Source organism: Variovorax sp. DXTD-1 (assembly GCF_003984625.1).
GTDB lineage: Bacteria > Pseudomonadota > Gammaproteobacteria > Burkholderiales > Burkholderiaceae_C > Variovorax.
On the sequence record NZ_RWKH01000025.1, the window covers coordinates 43,200 to 63,918 of the forward strand.

Below are 20,719 nucleotides of genomic sequence, written 5' to 3' on the forward strand. Positions count from 1 at the left end.
TTTCAGCCGCCTCACTCGGCGAGCGCCGGCGCGGCGCGGCCGACATAGCGCTTGCCACGGCGTTGCGCGCGCAGCCAGCCCGGCGAGGCATCGCCGATGACGATCTCACGCACCAGCCCGAGTGAGCGCAGGCCGGTCAGGCAGTGCCGCGCCAGCACGGACACAGTGCGCGCCTCAGCATCCACATACACCGTGTCCACGCGCAGGCGGTGCTGCGCAATCCCGGTGGAATGCAGCACGGTGACGCCGATGTCGGGAGCCGGCATGCGAAATCCCCAGAGTCCCTCGGGCGTGAGATTGGCCAGTTGCACCTCTTCGTGCGCCATCGCGTGCGGCCACTGCTGGTCGAGCGGCGCGCATTGCGCGAATCGCGGATCGAGATCGAGCGGCGGCAAAGGCCAGCGGGAATCCGTCCAGGTCTTGTCGTAGGTCCCGGCGTGGTGGATGCGCGGCGTCCAGTTGGGCGCGATGGCGCCGAAGCCGGACACCGGGAACGCGGCGTCGGAGGCGTTCATCCTTTGCCCGAAGGGTCCGATGTTGGGCAGGTCGGTGGTCACCGCCGGGTCCGACGAAGGCGCGCCGCGCCAGCCCACGCCCACGGGGTTCTCCGTGTGGCATGCGGTCACCGCGTCCGCGTCGTCGCTCACGCTGCCGCCGAATGCGCGCTCGTAGCGCAGCGGCATGGCCGTGAAGGGTTGCGGCGACGACACCCGGGTGCCCGTGAGCCCGACCCGCTGCCGGTCGCCCGTGACGGTGAGTACCTTGCGCCACGCGCCGACGCGCACGCCCGCGGCCATCTCCGTCACCGCCTCGCCATGCGGAGCGTGAGCGGTGGCGTTCACGATGAAGTCGACCGCGGGCTTCGCCACGCTCGCGGCACTGGCCCGCCGCAGCGACGAGCGGCCCGGCACGCCATTCGGCTCGTCGCCCAGCGGCGGCGGTGGCTGCACGGGCAAGGGGAAGGGCTCGCCGGTTTCGTCGACGCCGTAGGTCGCACACACGAGGATGCAGAAGAACAACTGCCCCTCGCGGTCCATCAGCAGCATGCACTGCTGCGCGAACGGCGTGAGGTTCAAGATTGTGGGCGTCATGCGTGGGGCCTCGTCTCAGGGCTTCAGGTCCAGCGGCCGGCACCATCCAGCCCGACCGGCCAGTACGGCATGGCCGACAGCAGCTCGGCGGTGGCCATGTCTCCTTCGTCGACCACCCATTGCAGCAGGAAGGATTCGGGTCCGACCGGCGGCGCTTCCTTGGCATTGAGCTCGGCACAGGCGAGCCAGTACTTGCGGATGACCGCGACCGTGTTCGGGTCCGACACCGGCCCCGCCGGAAACTCGGCCCAGTTCGCGACCCGCGCCTGCTTGGCAGAACCCAGCTCCTCCTCCAGCGACTCGTTGCGGTAGGCCCACCACTCGATCGCCTCGTCGAGCACCTTCTTCAGTTCCTTGCGGTACTTGGCAAAGAGTGCACGGTGCGCGGCCGAGGCCTCGCCGCGCGCGGGCGACAGGTAGACGACGGTCGCGCCGCTCAGCGCCAGGTCGCGCGGCGCAACGAGCAGCCTCGCGATCCCGTCGTTCATGCCTTCTTCCGTCATGTATTTGGGTGTCATGGAAATTCCCTTGGTTCGTCGTGAATACCTGTGCGAACGGCGCGCCGGCATCTTCAGATCCAGCGCTCTTTCTTGTCGAGACCCAGGGGCGTGAAGACGAAGTCCGCCATGAACTCCGCCAGGTCTTCCACCCGGTTCGGCAGCATCTCGATCAGCAGCTCGCGCGGTTCGACCGGCCCCTCCAACGTCTCGAGGTCGGCCTGCTCGTCCTCGTCGTCCACGTCCTCGCTGCCCCAGTCGGCCTCGTCGGATTCGTCGAGGTCGTCCTCGTCGCCGTCGTCGTCCTCGAACTCCTCCGCCGCGTCGTTGAGCTGCTGGCACGCCAGCGCATACTTGCGAAAGACCTCGATCACGAACGGATGCGACACCGGCCCGAGCGGCCAGCGCCGGTCGACAGCATCCTGCGCGGCCTCTGCATCGGCGCCGGCCTGCGTCTCACCCAGCAGCAGCGCCTGCCACCACGCCAGCGCGAGGGCCCTGGCCTGCCGCAACTCGACGACGTAGTCGTCGAACAATTCCTTGTAGTCGCTCATCGGCATCTCCTTCGGTCCGGTTGATTGATAGCCTGCTTACTTGATCTTTTTCAGGAAGGCGTTCACGCGCGCTGTTCCGTGCCTTCTGGACACCGTGCCGCCTTGCTTGCCAGAGCAGGGCCGGCAGTGGCCCTTGGACGTGGCCCCGGTCGACTTGGCCCATTCCTTGAACTTGGCCACGGCGTTGCACCCGCCCAGATACCACGCGACGATCAGCGGTGGCTGATGGTCGGGCACGGTCGCGTTGCGCCACTTGCACTTCCAGCATTTCTTGCCCGCGATCTTCTTGCGCTGCGCTGCATTGGGCTTGCCTTCCTTGGGGCGCTTGTAGCGGTTCTTGCAGGGCTGGGTCCCATCCCAGCCATGAGCGTTCGACACGCGCACCAGCGCGGCGGGCTCGATGATTCCCACCGGCGGCGTCGCGCAGTTCTGCCCCATCGGATCGCCGTGGCGACACACGCCCTTGCCCTCGACCTTGACGGTGTGCGACCAGTTGGAGAAGACCGCCTTGCCCTTGGTCTTGTGCGTGACCACGTTGCCTCCCTGCGTGCCCGCCTCGTTGCCGGTGCTGGTGCTGACCTCCGACGCATCCTCGAGCGCGGTCGGCTCGCCGTCGATCAGCACCGAACTGCTGCCCTTGGACAGATCCGATGCGCTGCACACGTTCACGTACGGCACGGGCACCGGGCCGCCCGGCGGGGGCGGGGGCGTCAGGCACACGTCGCCGGGCGCAATGCCCTTGCCGCCGCTTCCTTTGTGGAAAAGGCCCATGCCTTCGGCGTAGACGGTCAGCGACATCGCAGCATCACCGGTGGTCGGGCTGGCGCTCAGTTGAGCTCGATGGACCCGCCCTTGAGCGCGTTCACCCCGGTGGCGCGGGTCTGCACGAAATGCCCGTCGATCAGCACCTTGCCCGCCCGCGTGAGCGTGATGCTGGAACTGCCGCACCGCAGCACGATGCGCTCGCGCGCCGACAGCACCAGCCGGCCGTTGTCCGCCTGTGCATGCACCGCGTCCGACGGCCCTTCCTGCATCGGCAGCACGCGCCCCAAGATCAATGGCCGCTGCGGGTCGCCGCCGTCGAAGGCCACCACCACGTCGCGACCCACGTCCTCCTCGCCCAGATGCACCGTGGTGCGCGCGCACAGCGGCGAATCGTCGTCCGGCATGCGCACCCAGGGCCCCGCACCGGTCAGAGCGGCGAGGCGGGCCACCCGCACGCCCAGCCGCATTGCGCCAGGGTTGTCGCCGGTGGCGGGCATCAACCGCGCCAGCGCCTCATCGCGTCCGCTCATGTCACCTCCTTCAGTTGTGGGTGATCTTCGAACCCTTGACCACCACATTGCCCGAGGCCTTGACGTTCACCGCGCCGGAGCCCTCGATGAGGATGTCCTTGCCCTTGATCGTGATGGAGCCGTCCTTCTTCATCACGATGCTCGCGCTGCCCGTGGTCAGCGAGATCTCCTCGCCGGCATCGACCACGAACTTCTTGCCCACGCTGACCGTGTCGTCCTTGTCGATGCTGGACGAGCGGCCCGCGCCCACCGTCATCGAGGCATCGCTGCCCACGTTGATCGCGAACTTGGCACCGACCCTGATCGCGCGGTTCGCGCCGATGGACTCGGTCTGGTCGGTGCCGATGGTCACGTTCTGCGTGGCCCCCACGTTGATCGTCTGGCTCGCCCCCACCGTCACCGCCTGCATCGCCCCCACCGTGACCTCCTGCGCCGCGCCGACGGTGATGGTCTCGTTGATCCCCACCGAATGCGTACGCTGCAACGCCACCGTCGCCGTCTCGCTCGCGCCCACGGTGATCGACCGGTTCGATCCGATGGAAATCGTCTCGTTGCTCCCCACCGTCTCCGTGCGGTTCACTCCGATCGCGATGGTCTCGTTGTTGCCGACCTGCTCCGAGCGGTTCAGGCCGATGGCGATGGTCTCGTTGTTGTCGACCGTCTCGGTGCGGTCGTGCTTGACGTGCGTGGTCTCGTCGTGGTCCACGGTCTTGGTGCGGTCGTGGCCCACCCAGTGGGTCTCGTCGTTCTCGACCTCGATGTCCTGGTTCTTCTCGGCGTGCAGGTACACCTGCTCGGAACCTTTCTTGTCCTCGAAGCGGAACTCGTTGCAGTTCGAGGCGCTGCCCTTGGGCGTGGAGCGCGTGCGAAAGCCGCTCTGCGTGTGCGACCCGAACGGGATCGGCTGGTCGTCGTTGTAGACGCGGCCCACGATGATCGGCCGGTCGGGGTCGCCGTTCAGGAAATCGACGATCACCTCCTGCCCGATGCGCGGAATGAAATACCCGCCCCAGCCCTTGCCCGCCCACGGCTGCGACACGCGCACCCAGCAAGTCGACTTCTCGTCGCTCTTGTCGTAGCGGTCCCAGTGGAAGTGCACCTTCACGCGGCCGAAGTCGTCGGCGTGGATCTCCTCGCCGGCCGGCCCCACCACGATGGCCGACTGCGGCCCGGGCATGACGACACGCGGCGTGAGGCGCGGCGGACGGAACGGCACGTCGACCGGAATCGCGGTGATCAGGAAGGCGCTGGTGCCCTGCAGGTCGGTGCGCAGCGCGGGCGCGTCGGCGATCAGCGCCTCCATCGCGGGCCGCGCCTGGGCGTTCACGGCATCGTCGTCGAGCGCCTCGCGCAGCGCCTGCTCGACGGGCATCCTCGGCGTGGCATGGGGAATGCTCTCGTAGCCGGGGTGGCTCGCCGCGAAGGTGCAGGCCGCGATCACGTAGTCGCCATCCCGAGTGCCGTCGGGGTCGCCCTCGAAGGTGAAGCTGCGCCCCGCCGCCACGTCGGGCCAGGTGGTGAGCGCCCAGTGGCGCTGGCGGCGCGCAGCGATCTCTTCGCCGCGCAGCTTGCCCTTGTCGTCCGCATCCCCGCCCGTGAAGTAGCCGCCCGCGAACTCGAAGGCCTCGAATTCGGCCAGCTCGTGCTTGTCGGGCTGGCCGCCGGTGGCCTCCAGCTTCTTCTTGATGGCCTTGAAGTCGCTGTCGCACGAGGCGTAGGTGCCGGTGTCGAACTGGCGCGCGCTCACCCAGCGCGAGATCTCGTTGTGGCGCGCCTCGGTGGTGTCGCTGGCCACGTGGCGCAGCGTGCCTTCCACGGGCAGCTTGTCGTGCGCGATGTCGCTCGCGTCCGACAGGTGCATGGTGCCGGGCGCGTCGTGCGAATCGAACCAGTAGTAAATGCCTTCGTCCTCGAGCAGGCGCGAGAGGAACCGGTAGTCGCTTTCCTGGTGCTGCACGCAGTAGCGCCTGGGCGTGTGGGTGCCGATGACGTTACCGGCCTTGGTCTTCTTGAAGCGCTTGATCGGGCTGTCTTCAAAGACGGCGTCGAGCACCTCGAGCACCTTCTTGTCCTGCAGGATGCGCGAGTTGGTGCGCTTGGTGAGCAGCCAGAACCACGAGCGCAGGCCGATGCGGTATTCGAAGTGGCGCCCCACGTGGCCGGCGCGCTCGAAGCGCACGGCGTGGCCCTGGCAGTGGCGCTCGTGCGCGCCGCCGTCCTTGTCCTGGAATTCGATGACCACGTCGAACGCGCGCCCGAGGATGTCCTTGGCATCGAGCGCATGGTTCTTCGACAGCACAGTGAGTTCGTAGGTGGACGCGCGCGCGAGCGCTTCATGGCCCACGATGCGCCAGAACATCAGTTCGCCGTTGGCGGGCGAATCGCTTTCGATGCGGAATTCGTGATCGGCCATGGCTTGGAACTCATGCTGATATTCGTGCCGTGGGATGCCCTGGCAATCGCTCCAAGCCGTTGCGTCAAGGCGCCAGCAACAGCACCTTCACCTGGCTCGGCACGATACGGCAGCCGGGGATATTGGTGCTGTTCTGCAGCGACACGCTGGTGAGCCGCGTTGCGGGCATACCCTTGACGATGACGGTGAATGCGGCGGTCAGATGGCGGCAGGGTCCCATCACCATGCCCGATGCAACGCCGGTCGCCAACCCGGCGTTATCGCCGTTCGACATCGGAATGGTCGTAGCCATGTTGTGCGCCGGCGTACCCCCGAAGAGCACGGTCGGCACGTTCGGTATCGCCGTCGGTCCCATCGCGATGTTCGGATACGGAAGCGGCACGGGACCTGCTGGGCTCGGCGTCAGGCATACATCGGGGAATGCGAAGTCCATTCCCATCATCTGGCTGTTGGCGAACATGTCTTTTCTCCTTCAGCCGCTATCCAAAATGGATCTGCTTGCCGTCCGACTTGACAAGTTCGTCGGCGGTCACGATGACGTTCTCGCCGTGCATCCTCATCAGGTGCTCCGAGCGGTAGTCGGCGGTTCCGCAGCTCAGCAGGTCCGCCCCCTCAACGTGGCGCACCGTGATCTGGCTGGTCTGCGTCAGCCGCTCGAAGTACGACTCCATGCGGCTGCCGGCGACAGAGACGCTGGCGATGGCCGCCGTGAACGCCTTGCCGAACACCGAAGCCACCTGGAGGAAAAGCCGCGCTTTCGAGGCCTTTACCGTGAGGCCTCGAACGTCCACACTGAACTCCTCCGGTGTGCGGATCGCCACACCCTCCTTGGCGGACAGCGCGAGCGTACCTTCAGACTGGATCGTCGCATCGCGGCCAAGCGACAGCTGGAGCGGCTGCGTGCCCGGCCGATCGAGAACGGCCATGACATAGGTGCCTTCTTCGCCGAGGCTCGCAAGCCACACCCGATCGTCAACGGCCGGCCTTACCAGGCAACTTACGGCACATTGCGCGCGCACCAGGCCTTGGCCGGTACGCACGCTGATGCCGCCTTCGGAGGCATGCACGCTATCGACAATGCCGACCAACTGGTAAGGCAAGGTCGCAAGACGCGTCGTGAGATCGGGTGTATAGGTCTGCATGTCAAGACTCCTGGGATTCGAGTTCGGGCACGTCGACAGCGCGCCATTGCTGGGCTTCGGCCAGTTCGGGATCGTTCTCAAGTGCGCGCAACCTGTCGGTGAACTGGCAGTACTCCTCGCTCATGCCGTGCAGGTTGGCCCGAAACATCGAGGCGCCGCGGAAATCGCAGTCCGCGAGCTTCGAGCCTGAAAAATCAGCGTAGGTCAGCACAGTGCGCGAGAAATCGGTGTTCGCGCATTGCGAATGGCTGAACCCACTCTGGTACAGGTCCGCGCCCGACAGGTTCACTTCGGAAAGCTCGGCTTTCGCAAAGATGGACTGCGGGGCTTTCGCGCCGGAGAAGTTTGCGTTGGCAATCACGGCCTCCAGAAAGATGGCATTGGCCAGCAGCGCGCCGGAGAAATCCGCGCGCACGAGCTTGGCCGCGCAGAAGTTGCATTGCGCGAGGTTCGCACCAGCGAGATTGCAGTCCGTCAGGTCGGCCTGCATGAAGTTGGTGAGCCGCAGGTCCAGTCCGCTCAGCTGGCAACCCGAAAGATTGGCCTCGATGAGCATCACGTTCTCGAACGAGGTGCCGGCCATCAAGGCATGGCGCATGTCCGCCTTCATCATGACCACCTTGATGAGACGCGAATCGGAGAAATCGGGCGCGTCGAAGCGGCACTCGACGAACATCGTGCGGTCCAACGTTGTTGCGCTGAAGTTCGTCTCGACGATCAGGCACTCCGCAAAAGCCGCCGTCGTGAGGCTGGCTCCGGCGAGAACGGCCTGGGTGAAGTCGCAGTTGGCGAGTTTTGCCCCGAGCAGGCCGCTTTGCCGCAAGTCCGTTTTCCGGAACCTGCTTTCGTGGGCGCCGGTCAGCTGCAGGTTCGCATGCGCGAGGCATGCCTCGTCAAAGCTGCAGCGGATGAAGGTGCACTCGCCGAGGTCCGCACCGGTCATGTCGGCGCCGCGAAAGTCGACGTCCTCGAACAGCCCGCCGGACAGGTCCGCTTCGCTCAGTGCGGCGCCGGCGAAGCCTTGCTTGCGGATCGCTTCGCCGTCTTGCACGCGCGCTACGAGGTCGCTCATGGGGTGGCCCCGTCTGCATTGGCCAGCGCACGCGCGCCAGTCCATTTGGGCAAGATGCGTGCACGCTTCACATGAGCCCCGTCGAACCGCGTTGCGGTGTCGATGCGGATGCGGGCGATATCGGCCCTGAAGAGATTGGCGAACCTGAAATCGCAGCCCGGTGCGCTGGCGTTCTGGAATACCGCGCTCATCAGGTTTGCCGACGCGAATACCGATTGATCCATGTTCGCCCGCACGAAGCAGGCCTGGGGCATGTCGGCCTGGTAGAAATTGGCCGCGCGAAGATCCGCCAGCGAGAAGTCCGCCCCATGCCCCTTGGCCCATCGGAAGTCGGCTTTGGCAAGGGCCGCGGAGCGGAAGTTCGCCGAGCTCACATCCGAATGGCTGAAGTCCGTGCCGCGCAGATCGCAAGATTCGACAAAGCAGCACTTGGACATCCGCGCATGCGCAAACCGGGCGCCCGAAAGCCGAACGCCCACGAAGCCGGTGCCGTCCAGATGCGCGCCTGAAAAATCGGCATCACCCAAGTCGCACTCCAGGAATGTGCAGCGGATGAACTCGGCATTCGCGGCAACCACGCCGTGCAGGTTGAGCTTCAGGAAATGAGTCTGACCGGCCTTGGCGCCGGAAATGTCCACTTTGTCCAGCACCGTTTCCAGCAGCACGATGCCATGCATGGACACACCGCGCAGGGTGCAGGAATGCAGCTGGGTCTTCTCCAGGGTGGCGCGCGACATGACGGTCCCGTCGAAGCTCGCGCCGACCGCGACAGCAAGGCTCAGATTGGCCCCCGCGAGGCTCGCCCCATTGAACTGCGTGCCTTTGAGGCTCGTGCGTACCAGCACCGCGTCATCCATCAGGCAGCCTTGCAGGTTGGTGCCGTCGAGATTCGCGCTTTCCAGAAAGGCCGACGAAAAATCGGCACCGCGAAGGTCCAGGCCGGACAGATCAGCGCCGGTGAGGTTCACGTTGGCAAAGCTCTTGCCCGCCGCATAACGCTCCTGTATGCGTTCGCGCAAGCGCCGGGCGATGTCCGCGCCCAGCCGCGGAGCCGGACTCTGGTGCTGGGCAATCTTGCGATAGCCCTCCCTCCCGCCCTCCTCGGCGTTCTTGAGCATGCCGCGGAAAGCCGGATCCTGCAGGTAGACATCGACGTCCTTGTAGCTCGCATCGCCCGGCTCGAAGCCATCGCGGATCCGCGTCAGATCGGCGAGCTCCGCCTTGGCAGAGAATTTTGGCGGGCCCACCGGCGTCTGCTTCCTCTCGTCGAGGATGACCTGAAAATCCATGCCGAGATTCTTGAAGAGCGCAGCGCTCTGCCTGTCCCGTTCCTCGGACTCGGCCGCCGCTTTTTCCCGATCGGCTTTCATCTTCGTCTCGATCTTCTTGAGATAGGCCGGGATTTCAGACACGCTGGGTATTGGCTCCTCGGGCTCCTGCAGCAACGGGCCGTGCTCATCCGGATCGAGGCCGTAGCTCGCGACCTCGGCGCGCGCCAGCGCGATCTGCCTGGACAGTCCCCGCCGTGCGTTGCGCATGCTCCGGTTTCGGGGTTGCAATTGCGCGGTAGCCGCGGCGATGCCGCCGTCGTCGAGCACGAGCCCGGGCGGCAGCAGATCCTCCTCATTGAGGGCTTCGACACTGGCTTGCCTGTGGTCGCGCCGTTTGTCGAGTACTTGGCGGTAATGCGAGAAAGGCTTGAGCGCGCCGGGCCGATCGATGCCTGCCAAGACATTGAGCACGTCGGACGCATCGTCCTCGTCCACCTCCGTCATGCCGTGGAATAGCAGGATGACGCGCTCCGCATGGGGAAAGAACCAGGCAGTGGTCAGGCGCATCGGCACCTCTTCAAACCGCTCACCCGAAGCGGCTCTGCGATTGACGAAAGTGCGCGTGATCACCCCGGGCAGGTTTCCCGAGAGCACTCGCCTGGAGGGATGCAGGTTCTCGAATTCATAGGCTTCATCGCCCGCCATGCGCTCGGAGAGCCACTGGTCTTCGGGTGCGACATTGAAGAACCGCCAATCGAAGTCGGCGGGCATGCCGGGATACCGCGTCTTCAGCCATGCGTCGTCGTAAGTCCCGGCGCGGCGGGAGCGCTGCGCCCAGGTCTGATCCAATGGAAGGAATGAAGCGGGCGCCGCGCGCTGATCAGGCGTTGCGATCAGGCGATCCAGGTACTCGACGTTGGGCAAGCGGTGCACGCCGGCACTCTTCTCATCCGTCTTCGATGGCCGGGTGCCTGTTCCGACCGGATTCGAGGCATCGTCTTCGCCGCCGAATGCGCGCTCCCAGACCAGCGGCATGCGTTCGAAGGGTTGCGGCTGTGTCGGCCGCCCGTTCACCCAGGCACGGTCGCCGAACACCGCCAGCCGCTTCTCGACTGTGCCGACGCGGGCGCGGACGGCACTCGCGCCAGTCGCGCCGCCGTCCGCCGGATGGCAAAAGCCGGTCACCAGCCATTCGGCCTGGACCTTCGGCATCACTGCGTCCAGCGCGCCTGCACCGCCCGACTGCTCGGCGAAGAAGGGCCACATCGCCAGTTCCGAAATGAGGCACGGCTGCGCGTCGCCAAGACTGGCGAAGACCGCGTTCGTCACCGCAAGGTAGAACCGTCCGCCCTGTTCGAACGGGCGGGTCAACACACCGCAGTAGCTTGATTTTGCGACGCGCATGGCTGGTCAGGTGATCATGGTGATGGCGGCGGCCTTGATGTCGGGGCCGAGCGTCTTGAGCGATATGCCGCCGGTGCGCAAGTCCGTGCCCTTCGACTGGATGAACAGCGCCCGGTGCTCGATCTTGCACAGCGAGGCATCGAACTTGGTGGCGTAGTTGCCCTGGCTGCATGCCCCCTGCTCGGTCTTGAGTCCGACCACACCGAAGACCACGCCGTACTTGTATGAATAGGTAGCGCCCGTCTTCTCGAAGAACTGGTCGATGAACTTGTTGCCCCCCGGGGCGATCACGGTGAAACCCGCAGGCGCCGTGATCGTCATCGGCCCCGTCGAGGTGATGTTAGTCGCCCCTGTGACTGTCTGTGTCAGCGCGCCGTTGACCGTCTCGGTCATTCCGCCGTTCACGGTGCGGGTCTCTCCGCCCGAGATGGTTTCGTCGAGTCCGCCGCTCACCACGCGTTTCTCTCCGCCGTTGATCGTCTGGTCCATGCCACCGTTCACGGTCTCCTTCATGCCGCCGACGACCTGGCGCTTTTCACCTCCATCGATCTTCTCGTCAAAACCAGCGTGGACGGTGCGGTCTTCGCCGCTGTCGATGGTTTCGGAGAAGTGCCCCTTCACGTGCGTCTTGCGGTCGGCGTCGACTTCGAGGGTTTCGTTGTTGTGGACCTTGGTGGTTCGGTCGTGTCCCACGTCGCGCGTTTCGTCGGCTTCGACTTCGCTGTCGAGGTTCTTCTCGGCGTGCAGGTACACCTGCTCGGCGCCTTTCCGGTCGTCGAAGCGGAACTCGTTGAAATTGGCTACTCCGCCCTTGGGCGTGGATCGGGTACGAAAGCCGCTCTGCGTGTGCGATTCGAAGGGAATGGCTTGGTCGTCGTTATAGACCCGACCCACGATCACAGGGCGGTCGGGGTCGCCGTTGAGAAAATCGACGATCACCTCCTGCCCGATGCGCGGAATGAAATAGCCGCCCCACCCCTTGCCAGCCCAGGGCTGCGAAACGCGTACCCAGCAGGTTGAGTTTTCGTCCCCGTCGTTGTAGCGGTCCCATTGAAAACGGACCTTCACACGGCCGAACTTGTCCGCATGAATCTCCTCGCCAGCAGGGCCGACCACGATCGCGATCTGCGGGCCCGGCATGGTCACGCGCGGCGTGAGGCGCGGCGCGCGGTACGGACGCTCTACAGGAATCACCGTGAGCAAGAACGCACTGGTGCCGGGCTGCGCGGTGTGCAGCGTGGGCGTGCCGGCGATCAGTTCTTCGAGCACCTGCAAGGTGTCGGCGTTCACCGCGTCGTCGCGCAACACGTCGGACAGGGCGGCGTAGACCGGTTGCTCGACCGCGCCGGCGGCCACGCTCTCGTAGCCGGGATGACTGGCCATGAAGGTGCAGGCCGCGATGATGTAGTCGCCATCGCTCGCGCCGTCGGGATCGCCCGCGAACTTGAAGCTGCGGCCTGCGGCCACGTCGGGCCAGCCGGTCAGTGCCCAATGTCGGTCCCGGCGCGCGTTGAGTTCGTCGCCGCGCAGCTTGGCGCGGTTCTCGGCGTCATCGCCAGTGAAGTAGCCGCCGGGAAACTCGAACACCTCGAGGCCGGCCAGTTCGTGGCCGCCGGGAACGTCGATCACCGCCCCCAACTTCTTCTTGATTGCTTTGAAGTCGCTGTCACGGGAGTCGTGCTTGCCGGTGTGAAAGTGGCGCGCGCTCACCCAGCGCGAGATCTCGTTGTAGCGCGCCTCGCTCGCATCGCTGCCCGCATGGCGCAAGGTGTCGGCCACCGGAAGCTTCTCGTGCGCCATGTCGCTCGCGTCCGACAGGTGCATGGTGCCAGGCGCATCGTGCGCGTCGAACCAGTAATAAATACCTTCGTCCTCGAGTAGCCTCGATATGAACTGGTAATCGGTTTCCTGGTGCTGCACGCAGTAGCGCCTGGGGTTGTGAGTGCCGAGGACGTTGTCGGTCTTGGTCTTCTTGAAGCGCTTGATCGGGCTGTCCTCGAACACCGCATCCATCACCTCCAGCACCGGTTTTTCCTGCAGGATGCGGGAGTTGGCGCGCTTGGTGAGCAGCCAGAACCATGAGCGCAGCGTGATCCGGTATTCGAAGTGACGGCCCACATGCCCCGCACGAACGAACCGCACTGCATGCCCTTGGCAGTGCCGCTCGTGCTTGCCGCCATCGGCATCCTGAAACTCGATGACCACGTCGAAAGCGCGCCCGAGAATGTCCTTGGCGTCGAGCGCCCGGTTCTTCGACAGAACCGTAAGCTCATAAGCCGAAGGCCGAGCGAGTGCCTCGTGGCCGACGATGCGCCAGAACATCAGCTCCTTGTTGGCAGGTGAATCGCTGTCGATGCGGAACTCGTGGTCAGCCATTTCGGTGGTCTCTCGTTGAAAGCTTCAATCAAAGGCGTAGGTGAAGTCGGCGTCCTTCACATCCAGCGCCACGCGGCGGATCTCGCCGCCCGAGGCCAGCCGCTGCAGGTACTCGACCGAGATGGTGGGCAACACCGTGTTGGTCAGGATCGCGTCAATCACGCGCCCGCCGGACTCCGGGTCCTGGCAGCGCGCGACCACCTGGTCGACGACCGCGTCGCTGTATTCGAAGGGCACGCCGTGGTTGGTTTCCACACGCTTCTTGATGCGGCCCAGCTGCAGCCGCACGATCTTCTTCATCATGTCGGGCGACAGCGGGTAGTAGGGTATGGTGACGATGCGGCCCAGCAGCGCGGGCGGAAACACCTTCATGAGCGGTGCCTTGAGCGCATCGGCCAGCGCATTCGAATCGGGCAGCAGCTCGGGGTCGCGGCACATGCTCATCACCAACTCGCTGCCGGCGTTGGTGGTGAGCAGGATGATCGTGTTCTTGAAGTCGATCATGCGGCCCTCGCCGTCTTCCATCCAGCCCTTGTCGAACACCTGGAAGAAGATCTCGTGCACGTCGGGGTGGGCCTTCTCGACCTCATCGAGCAGCACCACGCTGTAGGGCCGGCGGCGCACGGCTTCGGTCAGGATGCCGCCCTCGCCGTAGCCCACGTAGCCCGGTGGGGCGCCCTTGAGCGTGGAGACGGTATGCGCCTCCTGGAACTCGCTCATGTTGATGGTGATGATGTTCTGCTCGCCGCCGTAGAGCGCTTCGGCCAGCGCCAGCGCAGTCTCGGTCTTGCCCACGCCCGAGGTGCCGCAGAGCATGAAGACACCGATCGGTTTTTGCGGGTTGTCCAGCCGCGCGCGAGACGTTTGAATGCGGCGCGCGATCATTTCCAGGCCGTGCTTCTGGCCGATGACGCGCTGGTTGAGCGTGTCGGCGAGCTTGAGCACCGCCTCGACTTCGTTCTTGACCATGCGGCCGACGGGAATGCCGGTCCAGTCGGCGACTACCGAGGCCACGGCCTGTTCGTCGACGGAGGGCAGGATGAGTGGCGATTCCCCCTGCACGGCGTGGATCTTGTCTTGCAGTTCATGCAGTTCGGCCAGCAGCGCAGTGCGATCTGGAGAAGCGGCAATGCCATTGCCGTCCTGGCCGCCGTCGCTCGATGCCGCCGCGTCCACCGGTTTGCTTCCCGCGCGCAGCTTGCTGCGCAGATCGAGCAACCGATCGACCAGCCCCTTTTCTTCCTTCCAGCGGGCGTTGAGCGTTTCCAGTTGCCCGTTCGATTCCGACAGCAGCGCGGTGACCTGCGCCGCGCGCTTGGTCACGTCGATGCCGATGGTGGCTTCGCGGCCAATGATCTCCTGCTCGACCGTAAGCCCCTCGATGCGGCGCATGCAGTCTTCCACCTCCGGCGGCGTCGCGTGCTGCGACACCGCCACGCGGGCGCAAGCGGTGTCCAGCAGGCTCACTGCCTTGTCGGGCAGCTGGCGCGCGGGAATGTAGCGGTGCGACAGCTTCACGGCCGCTTCGATGGCCTCGTCGAGCAGCTGCACGCGGTGGTGCTTCTCGAGCACACTGGCCACGCCGCGCAGCATCAAAATGGCCTTCACCTCGTCGGGCTCGGGCACTTGCACCACCTGGAAGCGCCGCGTGAGCGCCGGGTCTTTCTCGATGTATTTCTTGTACTCGGCCCAGGTGGTCGCGCCGATGGTGCGCAGGTTGCCGCGCGCCAGCGCGGGCTTCAGCAGGTTGGCCGCATCGCCCGTGCCGGCCGCGCCGCCCGCGCCCACCAGCGTGTGGATCTCATCGATGAAAAGAATGATGGGCGTGGGCGAGCTCTGCACTTCATCGATCACCTGGCGCAGGCGCTGCTCGAACTCGCCCTTCATGCTCGCGCCGGCCTGCAACAGGCCGATGTCGAGCGTGAGCAGCTTCACGTCCTTCAGCTGCGGCGGTACGTCGCCGCGCGCAAGGCGTTGCGCAAAGCCTTCGACCACCGCGGTCTTGCCGACGCCGGCCTCGCCCGTGAGCAAGGGGTTGTTCTGGCGCCGGCGCATCAGGATGTCGACGATCTGGCGGATTTCTTCGTCGCGCCCGGTCACCGGGTCCATCTCGCCCTTCTTGGCCTTCTCGGTCAGGTCGACCGCGAACTTCTTCAGCGCATCGCCCTTGCCCATGGCGGCCGGCGCCATCGCGCCCGAGTCTTCGCCCGGCGCGCCGCTGCCCATGCCGGTGCCGTCCTGCGCACGCATCTGCGATTCGGGCGAGGCGTCGCAGATCTTCGCGAAGTTGTCGGCCAGGTCCTCGACCTTGACCTTCTCGAACTGCTTCGACAGGCCGAACAGCGGATTGCGCAGGCTCTGCGTCTTGAGCATGCCCACCAGGATGTAGCCGGTGCGCACCTGCGCCTCGCCGAACTGCAGCGTGGCGTAGGTCCAGGCACGCTCGATGGCGTTCTCGATGTGCGGGGAAAAGTCGCTGATGGCGGTGGCGCCGCGCGGCAGGCGGTCGAGCGCGGCGGTCATGTCCTTGGCAATCACCGAAACGTCGAGCCCGTAGTGCTGGATCACGCGGTGCAGGTCGGAGTCCTGCGCCTGCAGCAGCTGGGCGAACCAGTGCTCCAGTTCCACATACGGATTGCCCCGCATCTTGCAGAACACCGTGGCGCCTTCGATGGCTTTGTAGGCCAGCGAGTTGAGTTTGCCGAAAAGGGCGGTGCGGCTGATTTCACTCATGGAAGACTCCGTATCTGTTGAAGACGATTCATGCCGGAAAATTTGAAGTGCTGCGCGCCGTGCCGGCGTCAATGCGCAGGAAGCCTTGCGCTGGCCAGCCACCCCTGCACGTCCTGCCCCGCTTCGCGGCGCGGAACGATCGGCTCGATGCGCACCGCACCGAAACCGGCGGCCGCAAGACAGGCCTCGACATGCGCAGCCGCATGGCGGTAGCGGCCGCTGCCTTCGAGCCTGAAGTCGCCACGGCCTCCGGGCATGGCCTCGACCGTGAACACCACCCCTCCGCCGGGGCGCAGCGCGCGCGCGGCAGCAGCCAGCACCTCGTGCAGGTCGCCGAAGTAGCACAGCGTGTCAGCCGATATCACCAGGTCGAACCGGCCGGGCTGGGTGTGCAGGTAGTGGGTGAGCTCGGCCTTGTGCAGCACGTCGTAGCCGCCGCGTTGCTCCGCGCGCTGCAGCATGCCCACCGACAGGTCGCAGCCGGCCAGGTGCGCGGCCCAGGGCCGCAGCAGCGGGGCGCAGAGTCCGGTGCCGCAGCCGGCATCGACCACGGCCAGATTCGCGGCGGGCGCGCCATGCATTTCCTGCACCGCGCGTGCCACCAGTTCGGGGGCGCGGTAATGCAGCTTCTCCAGGCTCGCATCGAAGCTTCCGGCGTAGCTGTCGAACACGGTCTCCACATAGCCGTCGCTGGCGCGCGCGGGCGCACGCCCCTCGCAGGCGGCCAGCAGGTGCATGACCACGGGGTTGCCTGGATCCTCGGCCAGCCACTCCCGGTACATGCCAAGGGCCTGCTCGTTCTCGCCGAGCAGTTCCAGCGCGCGAATCACCTGAGACCGGGCATTCAGGTTGCGCGGCTGCAACAGCACCGCACGGCTGTTGGCGATCACGCTCTCATGGATGCGGCCCTGCTCCATCAGTGCGATCGACAGGTTGTACCAGGCCTCGCTGAATTCCGGCCGCAGTTCGATCGCCTGCCGGCTGAAACGCTCGGCGGCTTGCCAGTGGCCCTTGCGGCGCTCGAGCGAGGCGATGTTGCTCAGCGCATCGGCGCCCTCGTCGCCTCCTTTCGCGAAGGAGACGCTGTTGCCGTAAGCGCGCATCGCGTCGTCGATGCGGCCGGTCTCGACCAGCAGGTTGCCCAGGTTGTTCCAGGCGCCGCTCTGCGCGGGTTGCAGCGTGAGCGACCGTCCGATCAACGCGATGCTCTCGTTGCTGCGGCCCTGCGCATGGCGCAGCAGGCCCTGGTAGTGCAAGGCGTCGGGGTCGGCCGGCGCCGCCTCGAGGATGCGGTCCAGCAATTCACCTGCCGCGTCCGGCTTCTGCGCCTTGATCAGCGCCGCGGCTCGCGCCAGCGCGGCCGCGTGCGTCATCGTGTCCGGTTGTGCGGGCGACGTGGTCATGTAGCGGCTCCCACGGTGGCCTGGGCCGTACGGGCGATCGTCGAGCTGTTGCCGATGCGCACGTCCGCGGCGTCGTTGGCGCGCGTGCGCTGGCCGAGCCATGAGACCCAGCCCAGGCGCGGCGCATTGCCTTTGGCTTGGCCAAGGCGCGTGACGGGCACCTCGGCCTTCTCGAGCGCCAGCTCGGCGTCCCATTCGAGTTCGTCGCCGAGCAGTTGCTGCATCCAGCGCTGCAGCACCGGCCGCGCGTTGCCGATCGGCAGGAACATGCGGTACTGCTCGAGCGTGAGCGGGCCGATGTGCAGGCGCACGCGGTGCTGCCGGTCCCACGCACGCGTGCCGAGCATCGCGCCCATGCCCATCGAGCGCGAACTCTCGCCCTGCCCCAGCCGCGTGAGCTCGCCGGCGGGCAGGCTCATCCAGTGGCCGACCCAGCGCTCCAGCGCCACCGGCACGCCGAAGTAGCTGCACAGAACCGCTTGCACGCTCTCGGCGTTGTGCACGCGGCGCGCGAGCCAGCCCGAGAAATGAAGGCGGGCATCGTCGTGCACCTCGTCGCGCCCTATGCGCCCCGGCGTGCCGATGCCCACGAACGCGCCCACCTGCAGGCGGAAGCGGTCCTCGCCCGGCCGGTCGAGCGCCACCGCGGGCCGCGCCTGCGCCCATGCGCGATAGAAGTGCAGCGAGAAGCGGTGCAGAAAGCTGTCAAGGAAGGCCAGCCAGGTCGGGTCGCCATGGTTCAGGCTGCGCTCGCGGATGAAGTCGCTCAGGTGAACCGGCAGCGGGCCGTTGGGGCCGACATAGCTGAAGAAGTGCTGCCGCAGGCGCGGCGGCGAATGCGCGCTTGCCGGCTCGAAGCGGCTGAAGCTGGCCGGTGCGAACGACAGCGACGGCTCCTGCCCCACGCGCACCGGCTCCGCGCTCGGCAGCAATGCGCGGCCCCAGCGCGGCGTGGTCGCGGCCACCGACTCCAGCCGGCGCAGCACCGCAAAATAGTCGAACGACCACGGCTCGGCCGACCACTCGCGCAGCGCGGTGTCGACTCTTGTGGCTACAGAATCTGCCGGGTCCCGCACAGCGGCCTCCATCGCATGGTCTCGCCCTTGCCCGCCACGCGCAGCACGGTCTCGACGAAATGGTTGACCTCCACGTGGCGCGCGAGAAAGCGCGCCATCACCGCGCCGAACAGGAACACGCTGTGGCCGTGGAACGCGTCCTTGTCGACCTCGAGCGTCACTTCGAGCCCGCGTCCGAAGGCGATCGGCCCCTTGAGCGGCAGGCGCCGCGCAACAGGCTTGCTTTTCACCGACAGCAGCCCGCGCACCTGGCCTTGGCGCATCTCGTCGGCATGCGTGGCGTAGAGCATCAGCGTTTCGCGCAGCGCGGCGGCACCCTGCTCCGGCGTGCCGTCGGAGATCGAGAGGTAATTGAGCGCGAGGTGATCGACCACGCGCCAGCCCAGCCCCTGGCTCACCACCGGCGACACCGGCCGCGACGGGCCGCGCACCATGCGCACGCGCTGCACGGGGAAGGAATCGACGCAATCGAAGTCGTTGTCGCGGCCCAGCGGCATCAAGAGCGGCAGGTCGCGGTTGGTGCACAGCGCGCTCACCGCGAGCTGCCGGAGCGTGGCCGCATACGGCGCCTGCTGCGGATCGACGATCTGCATGTAGACCTCGGAGCCGATGTGGCTGCTGCGATGGCCTTCGGTGCGCTGTCGCACCGAAAGCATCCGCGGCTCGCGCGTGGTCGTGAAGTAGGCCGGGTGGCTGTGCCGCGTGCCGTGGAAGGCCGAGTAGAACGGCCGGAACACCTGTTCGGCCGCCGCGGCATCGGCGCCGGGCGCACCGTGGCCGATGACCTCGGTGACGGTGTGCACCTCGAAATCCTGCGGCCGCGTGCGGTCGGGCACCAGGTGGAACTGGCTCACGCCTTCGGTCAGCGGCACGCGGTCGAGCCGCTTGTTGAACAGGTTGACCACCGGCACGCAGTGCAGCTGCACGTTGTCGGCGCTCACCAGCTTTTCGAGCGCCGCATCGCCGCGCGAGAACAACAGCACGAGCTCGACGTCGGTGACCGGCATTGCCGCGAGCACCGATTGCAGCCCGGCGATGCGCAGGAACTGGAAGCGCTGCGGAAACGCGAAGTACTCCTGCAGCAGGCGAAAGCCCGAGAAGCCGGTGGCCGTGACCGGCAGCAGCGCTTCATCGTCCTCGAAGCCGACGGGCTGGATCGCCGTGGCCGGCAGGTTCTGCGCCGCGCCCTGCAGTGCGCCAACGGGCGACAGCGGCCGCACCATCACGCCGATGGGCTGGCCCAGCGCGCACTCCTGCAGTTGCCATGCCACGTCTTCGGCGCCGCCGAGATGCAGCACCAGGTCGTCGAGCGCGATCTGGCTGAAGTTGAGCCCCGCCGTCGCATGCAGCGTGATGCGCAGGCCGCCGCGGATGGCGCGCGACTGGGGATGCGTTGCAAGCGGCAGATCGGGCGCATAGGTGAAGTACTGGGCGCGCTGGATTTCGATCGGCCAGATGCGAAGTGCGCTCGAGGTGCGGAACTCGCAGTGCGTGTTCTGCCCCACGGCCTGCCGCGCGCGCAGCCCGGCGCCGCGCGGCAGCTTCGGCCCGGTCGCGAGGTTGGCGTCGTCTAGATCGGGCGAGAAGGAGACGATCGCCATCGCCGGCGTGGGCGCGAGGAAATTCGGATAGACGATGTCGAGCAGGTGGCCCGTGAAGCGCGGGTATTCGGCATCGAGCTTGAGGTTGACCCGCGCCGACAAGAAGGCCGTGGCCTCGATCAACCGCTCGACGTACGGATCGGCGACCTCCTGGCCTTCGATGCCCAGGCGGTGCGCGATCTTCGGAAAGGCGCGCGCGAACTCCGAGGAGCTCTCGCGGAAGTAGCGCAGTTCCTGCTCGTACAGGTTCAGCAGCCGAGGGTCCATGTCGGACTTATCTTGGGTTTTGCGCCATGTCCACGATCTCGATGCGTCCTTCTTCCAGGTCTACGCGGCTTCGCATCAGGAACTCGAGCGGCACGGGCTGCGCCCACAGCATGCCGCGGATCTGCAGGCCGATGCTGTTGTGCGAGTCGAGTGCCGAGCCTTCCATGACGAGTTCAACTTCGAGAGTGCGGGACAAAATGCGCGGCTCGAACTGCAGGATTGCGTTCTTCAAAGCCTGTTCCATGCTGACACGCTGCACCGACGAGGTGAACTGGCCAGACAGCATAGGCAATCCGTAGTTGATGACCGAGCGTGCGGCGTTCGGGTATTGCTTGTCGTCCATGGCAAGCCCGAAGCCGGTGGCGTTGAAGAGCCAGCTCAGGTCGCGCAGCACCGCCGAGCGCAGCGCCTGCTTGGTGAGCGTGCGCTTGTCGTCGCTCTCGCGCTTTTCGGTGGGCGCGTTATCGACCAGGCGGTCGAGCAGCGACGGCTGCAGGCGTTCCTGGGCGGTGAGTTCGGCCACG

The 20,719-nt window shown here is 66.2% G+C and carries 16 protein-coding genes; all 16 read right to left on the reverse strand.

Features of this window, described 5'->3' with window-relative positions; all coding sequences use genetic code 11:
• Nucleotides 1-11 precede the first annotated feature (11 nt).
• A complete protein-coding gene (locus tag EJI00_RS21295) occupies nucleotides 12-1,091 on the reverse strand; it encodes a DUF2169 domain-containing protein (RefSeq protein WP_126749474.1) in 1,080 nt (359 codons plus the stop codon).
• Nucleotides 1,092-1,114: 23 nt separating this feature from the next.
• The gene (locus EJI00_RS25130; protein WP_185868182.1) at nucleotides 1,115-1,609 is read right to left on the reverse strand and encodes a hypothetical protein; all 495 of its coding nucleotides are present in this window, start codon (nucleotides 1,607-1,609) and stop codon (nucleotides 1,115-1,117) included.
• 53 nt (nucleotides 1,610-1,662) lie between these two features.
• The gene (locus tag EJI00_RS25135) at nucleotides 1,663-2,142 is read right to left on the reverse strand and encodes a hypothetical protein (RefSeq protein WP_185868183.1); all 480 of its coding nucleotides are present in this window, start codon (nucleotides 2,140-2,142) and stop codon (nucleotides 1,663-1,665) included.
• A 36-nt stretch (nucleotides 2,143-2,178) separates the two neighbouring features.
• Nucleotides 2,179-2,940: a DUF4150 domain-containing protein gene (locus EJI00_RS21305; RefSeq protein WP_126749476.1), complete on the reverse strand. Its 762-nt coding sequence runs from the start codon at nucleotides 2,938-2,940 to the stop codon at nucleotides 2,179-2,181.
• A 29-nt stretch (nucleotides 2,941-2,969) separates the two neighbouring features.
• Nucleotides 2,970-3,437 carry a DUF6484 domain-containing protein gene (locus EJI00_RS21310; RefSeq protein ID WP_126749477.1) on the reverse strand — a complete coding sequence of 156 codons (468 nt, stop codon included), beginning with the start codon at nucleotides 3,435-3,437 and terminating at the stop codon, nucleotides 2,970-2,972.
• A 10-nt stretch (nucleotides 3,438-3,447) separates the two neighbouring features.
• A complete protein-coding gene (locus EJI00_RS21315; RefSeq protein WP_126749478.1) occupies nucleotides 3,448-5,850 on the reverse strand; it encodes a type VI secretion system Vgr family protein in 2,403 nt (800 codons plus the stop codon).
• A 64-nt stretch (nucleotides 5,851-5,914) separates the two neighbouring features.
• Nucleotides 5,915-6,310 carry a DUF4150 domain-containing protein gene (locus tag EJI00_RS21320; protein ID WP_126749479.1) on the reverse strand — a complete coding sequence of 132 codons (396 nt, stop codon included), beginning with the start codon at nucleotides 6,308-6,310 and terminating at the stop codon, nucleotides 5,915-5,917.
• A gap of 19 nt (nucleotides 6,311-6,329) precedes the next feature.
• Nucleotides 6,330-6,992, reverse strand: a complete 663-nt coding sequence (locus EJI00_RS21325) for a DUF3540 domain-containing protein (RefSeq protein ID WP_126749480.1) — start codon at nucleotides 6,990-6,992, stop codon at nucleotides 6,330-6,332.
• 1 nt (nucleotide 6,993) lies between these two features.
• Nucleotides 6,994-8,064 carry a pentapeptide repeat-containing protein gene (locus EJI00_RS21330; protein WP_185868184.1) on the reverse strand — a complete coding sequence of 357 codons (1,071 nt, stop codon included), beginning with the start codon at nucleotides 8,062-8,064 and terminating at the stop codon, nucleotides 6,994-6,996.
• A complete protein-coding gene (locus EJI00_RS21335; protein ID WP_126749482.1) occupies nucleotides 8,061-10,739 on the reverse strand; it encodes a DUF2169 domain-containing protein in 2,679 nt (892 codons plus the stop codon). Before EJI00_RS21335 ends, EJI00_RS21330 begins: the two co-directional genes overlap by 4 nt.
• 6 nt (nucleotides 10,740-10,745) lie before the next feature.
• Entirely contained in the window at nucleotides 10,746-13,115 is a 2,370-nt protein-coding gene (locus tag EJI00_RS21340; RefSeq protein WP_126749483.1) for a type VI secretion system Vgr family protein, read from the reverse strand.
• A 24-nt stretch (nucleotides 13,116-13,139) separates the two neighbouring features.
• Nucleotides 13,140-15,848 (reverse strand): type VI secretion system ATPase TssH, encoded by a 2,709-nt coding sequence (tssH, locus tag EJI00_RS21345; RefSeq protein WP_126749484.1) that lies wholly within the window; start codon nucleotides 15,846-15,848, stop codon nucleotides 13,140-13,142.
• 68 nt (nucleotides 15,849-15,916) lie between these two features.
• Nucleotides 15,917-17,251: a methyltransferase domain-containing protein gene (locus EJI00_RS21350; RefSeq protein WP_126749485.1), complete on the reverse strand. Its 1,335-nt coding sequence runs from the start codon at nucleotides 17,249-17,251 to the stop codon at nucleotides 15,917-15,919.
• Entirely contained in the window at nucleotides 17,248-18,327 is a 1,080-nt protein-coding gene (gene tssG, locus EJI00_RS21355; protein WP_260590805.1) for a type VI secretion system baseplate subunit TssG, read from the reverse strand. Before tssG ends, EJI00_RS21350 begins: the two co-directional genes overlap by 4 nt.
• Nucleotides 18,303-20,195 (reverse strand): type VI secretion system baseplate subunit TssF, encoded by a 1,893-nt coding sequence (gene tssF, locus EJI00_RS21360; protein ID WP_126749487.1) that lies wholly within the window; start codon nucleotides 20,193-20,195, stop codon nucleotides 18,303-18,305. Before tssF ends, tssG begins: the two co-directional genes overlap by 25 nt.
• Before the next feature lie 7 nt (nucleotides 20,196-20,202).
• The gene (tssE, locus tag EJI00_RS21365) at nucleotides 20,203-20,718 is read right to left on the reverse strand and encodes a type VI secretion system baseplate subunit TssE (RefSeq protein WP_126749488.1); all 516 of its coding nucleotides are present in this window, start codon (nucleotides 20,716-20,718) and stop codon (nucleotides 20,203-20,205) included.
• Between the last annotated feature and the right edge of the window lies 1 nt (nucleotide 20,719).

Bases quoted from the DNA above. Each gene is read 5' to 3' on its own strand.
- EJI00_RS25135 (WP_185868183.1), bottom strand. From the start codon at position 2,142: ATGAGCGACTACAAGGAATTGTTCGACGACTACGTCGTCGAGTTGCGG.
- EJI00_RS21295 (WP_126749474.1), bottom strand. From the start codon at position 1,091: ATGACGCCCACAATCTTGAACCTCACGCCGTTCGCGCAGCAGTGCATG.
- EJI00_RS21330 (WP_185868184.1), bottom strand. From the start codon at position 8,064: ATGAGCGACCTCGTAGCGCGCGTGCAAGACGGCGAAGCGATCCGCAAG.
- EJI00_RS21340 (WP_126749483.1), bottom strand. From the start codon at position 13,115: ATGGCTGACCACGAGTTCCGCATCGACAGCGATTCACCTGCCAACAAG.
- EJI00_RS25130 (WP_185868182.1), bottom strand. From the start codon at position 1,609: ATGACACCCAAATACATGACGGAAGAAGGCATGAACGACGGGATCGCG.
- EJI00_RS21315 (WP_126749478.1), bottom strand. From the start codon at position 5,850: ATGGCCGATCACGAATTCCGCATCGAAAGCGATTCGCCCGCCAACGGC.
- tssH (WP_126749484.1), bottom strand. From the start codon at position 15,848: ATGAGTGAAATCAGCCGCACCGCCCTTTTCGGCAAACTCAACTCGCTG.
- EJI00_RS21305 (WP_126749476.1), bottom strand. From the start codon at position 2,940: ATGTCGCTGACCGTCTACGCCGAAGGCATGGGCCTTTTCCACAAAGGA.
- tssF (WP_126749487.1), bottom strand. From the start codon at position 20,195: ATGGACCCTCGGCTGCTGAACCTGTACGAGCAGGAACTGCGCTACTTC.
- EJI00_RS21325 (WP_126749480.1), bottom strand. From the start codon at position 6,992: ATGCAGACCTATACACCCGATCTCACGACGCGTCTTGCGACCTTGCCT.
- EJI00_RS21350 (WP_126749485.1), bottom strand. From the start codon at position 17,251: ATGACCACGTCGCCCGCACAACCGGACACGATGACGCACGCGGCCGCG.
- EJI00_RS21335 (WP_126749482.1), bottom strand. From the start codon at position 10,739: ATGCGCGTCGCAAAATCAAGCTACTGCGGTGTGTTGACCCGCCCGTTC.
- EJI00_RS21310 (WP_126749477.1), bottom strand. From the start codon at position 3,437: ATGAGCGGACGCGATGAGGCGCTGGCGCGGTTGATGCCCGCCACCGGC.
- EJI00_RS21320 (WP_126749479.1), bottom strand. From the start codon at position 6,310: ATGTTCGCCAACAGCCAGATGATGGGAATGGACTTCGCATTCCCCGAT.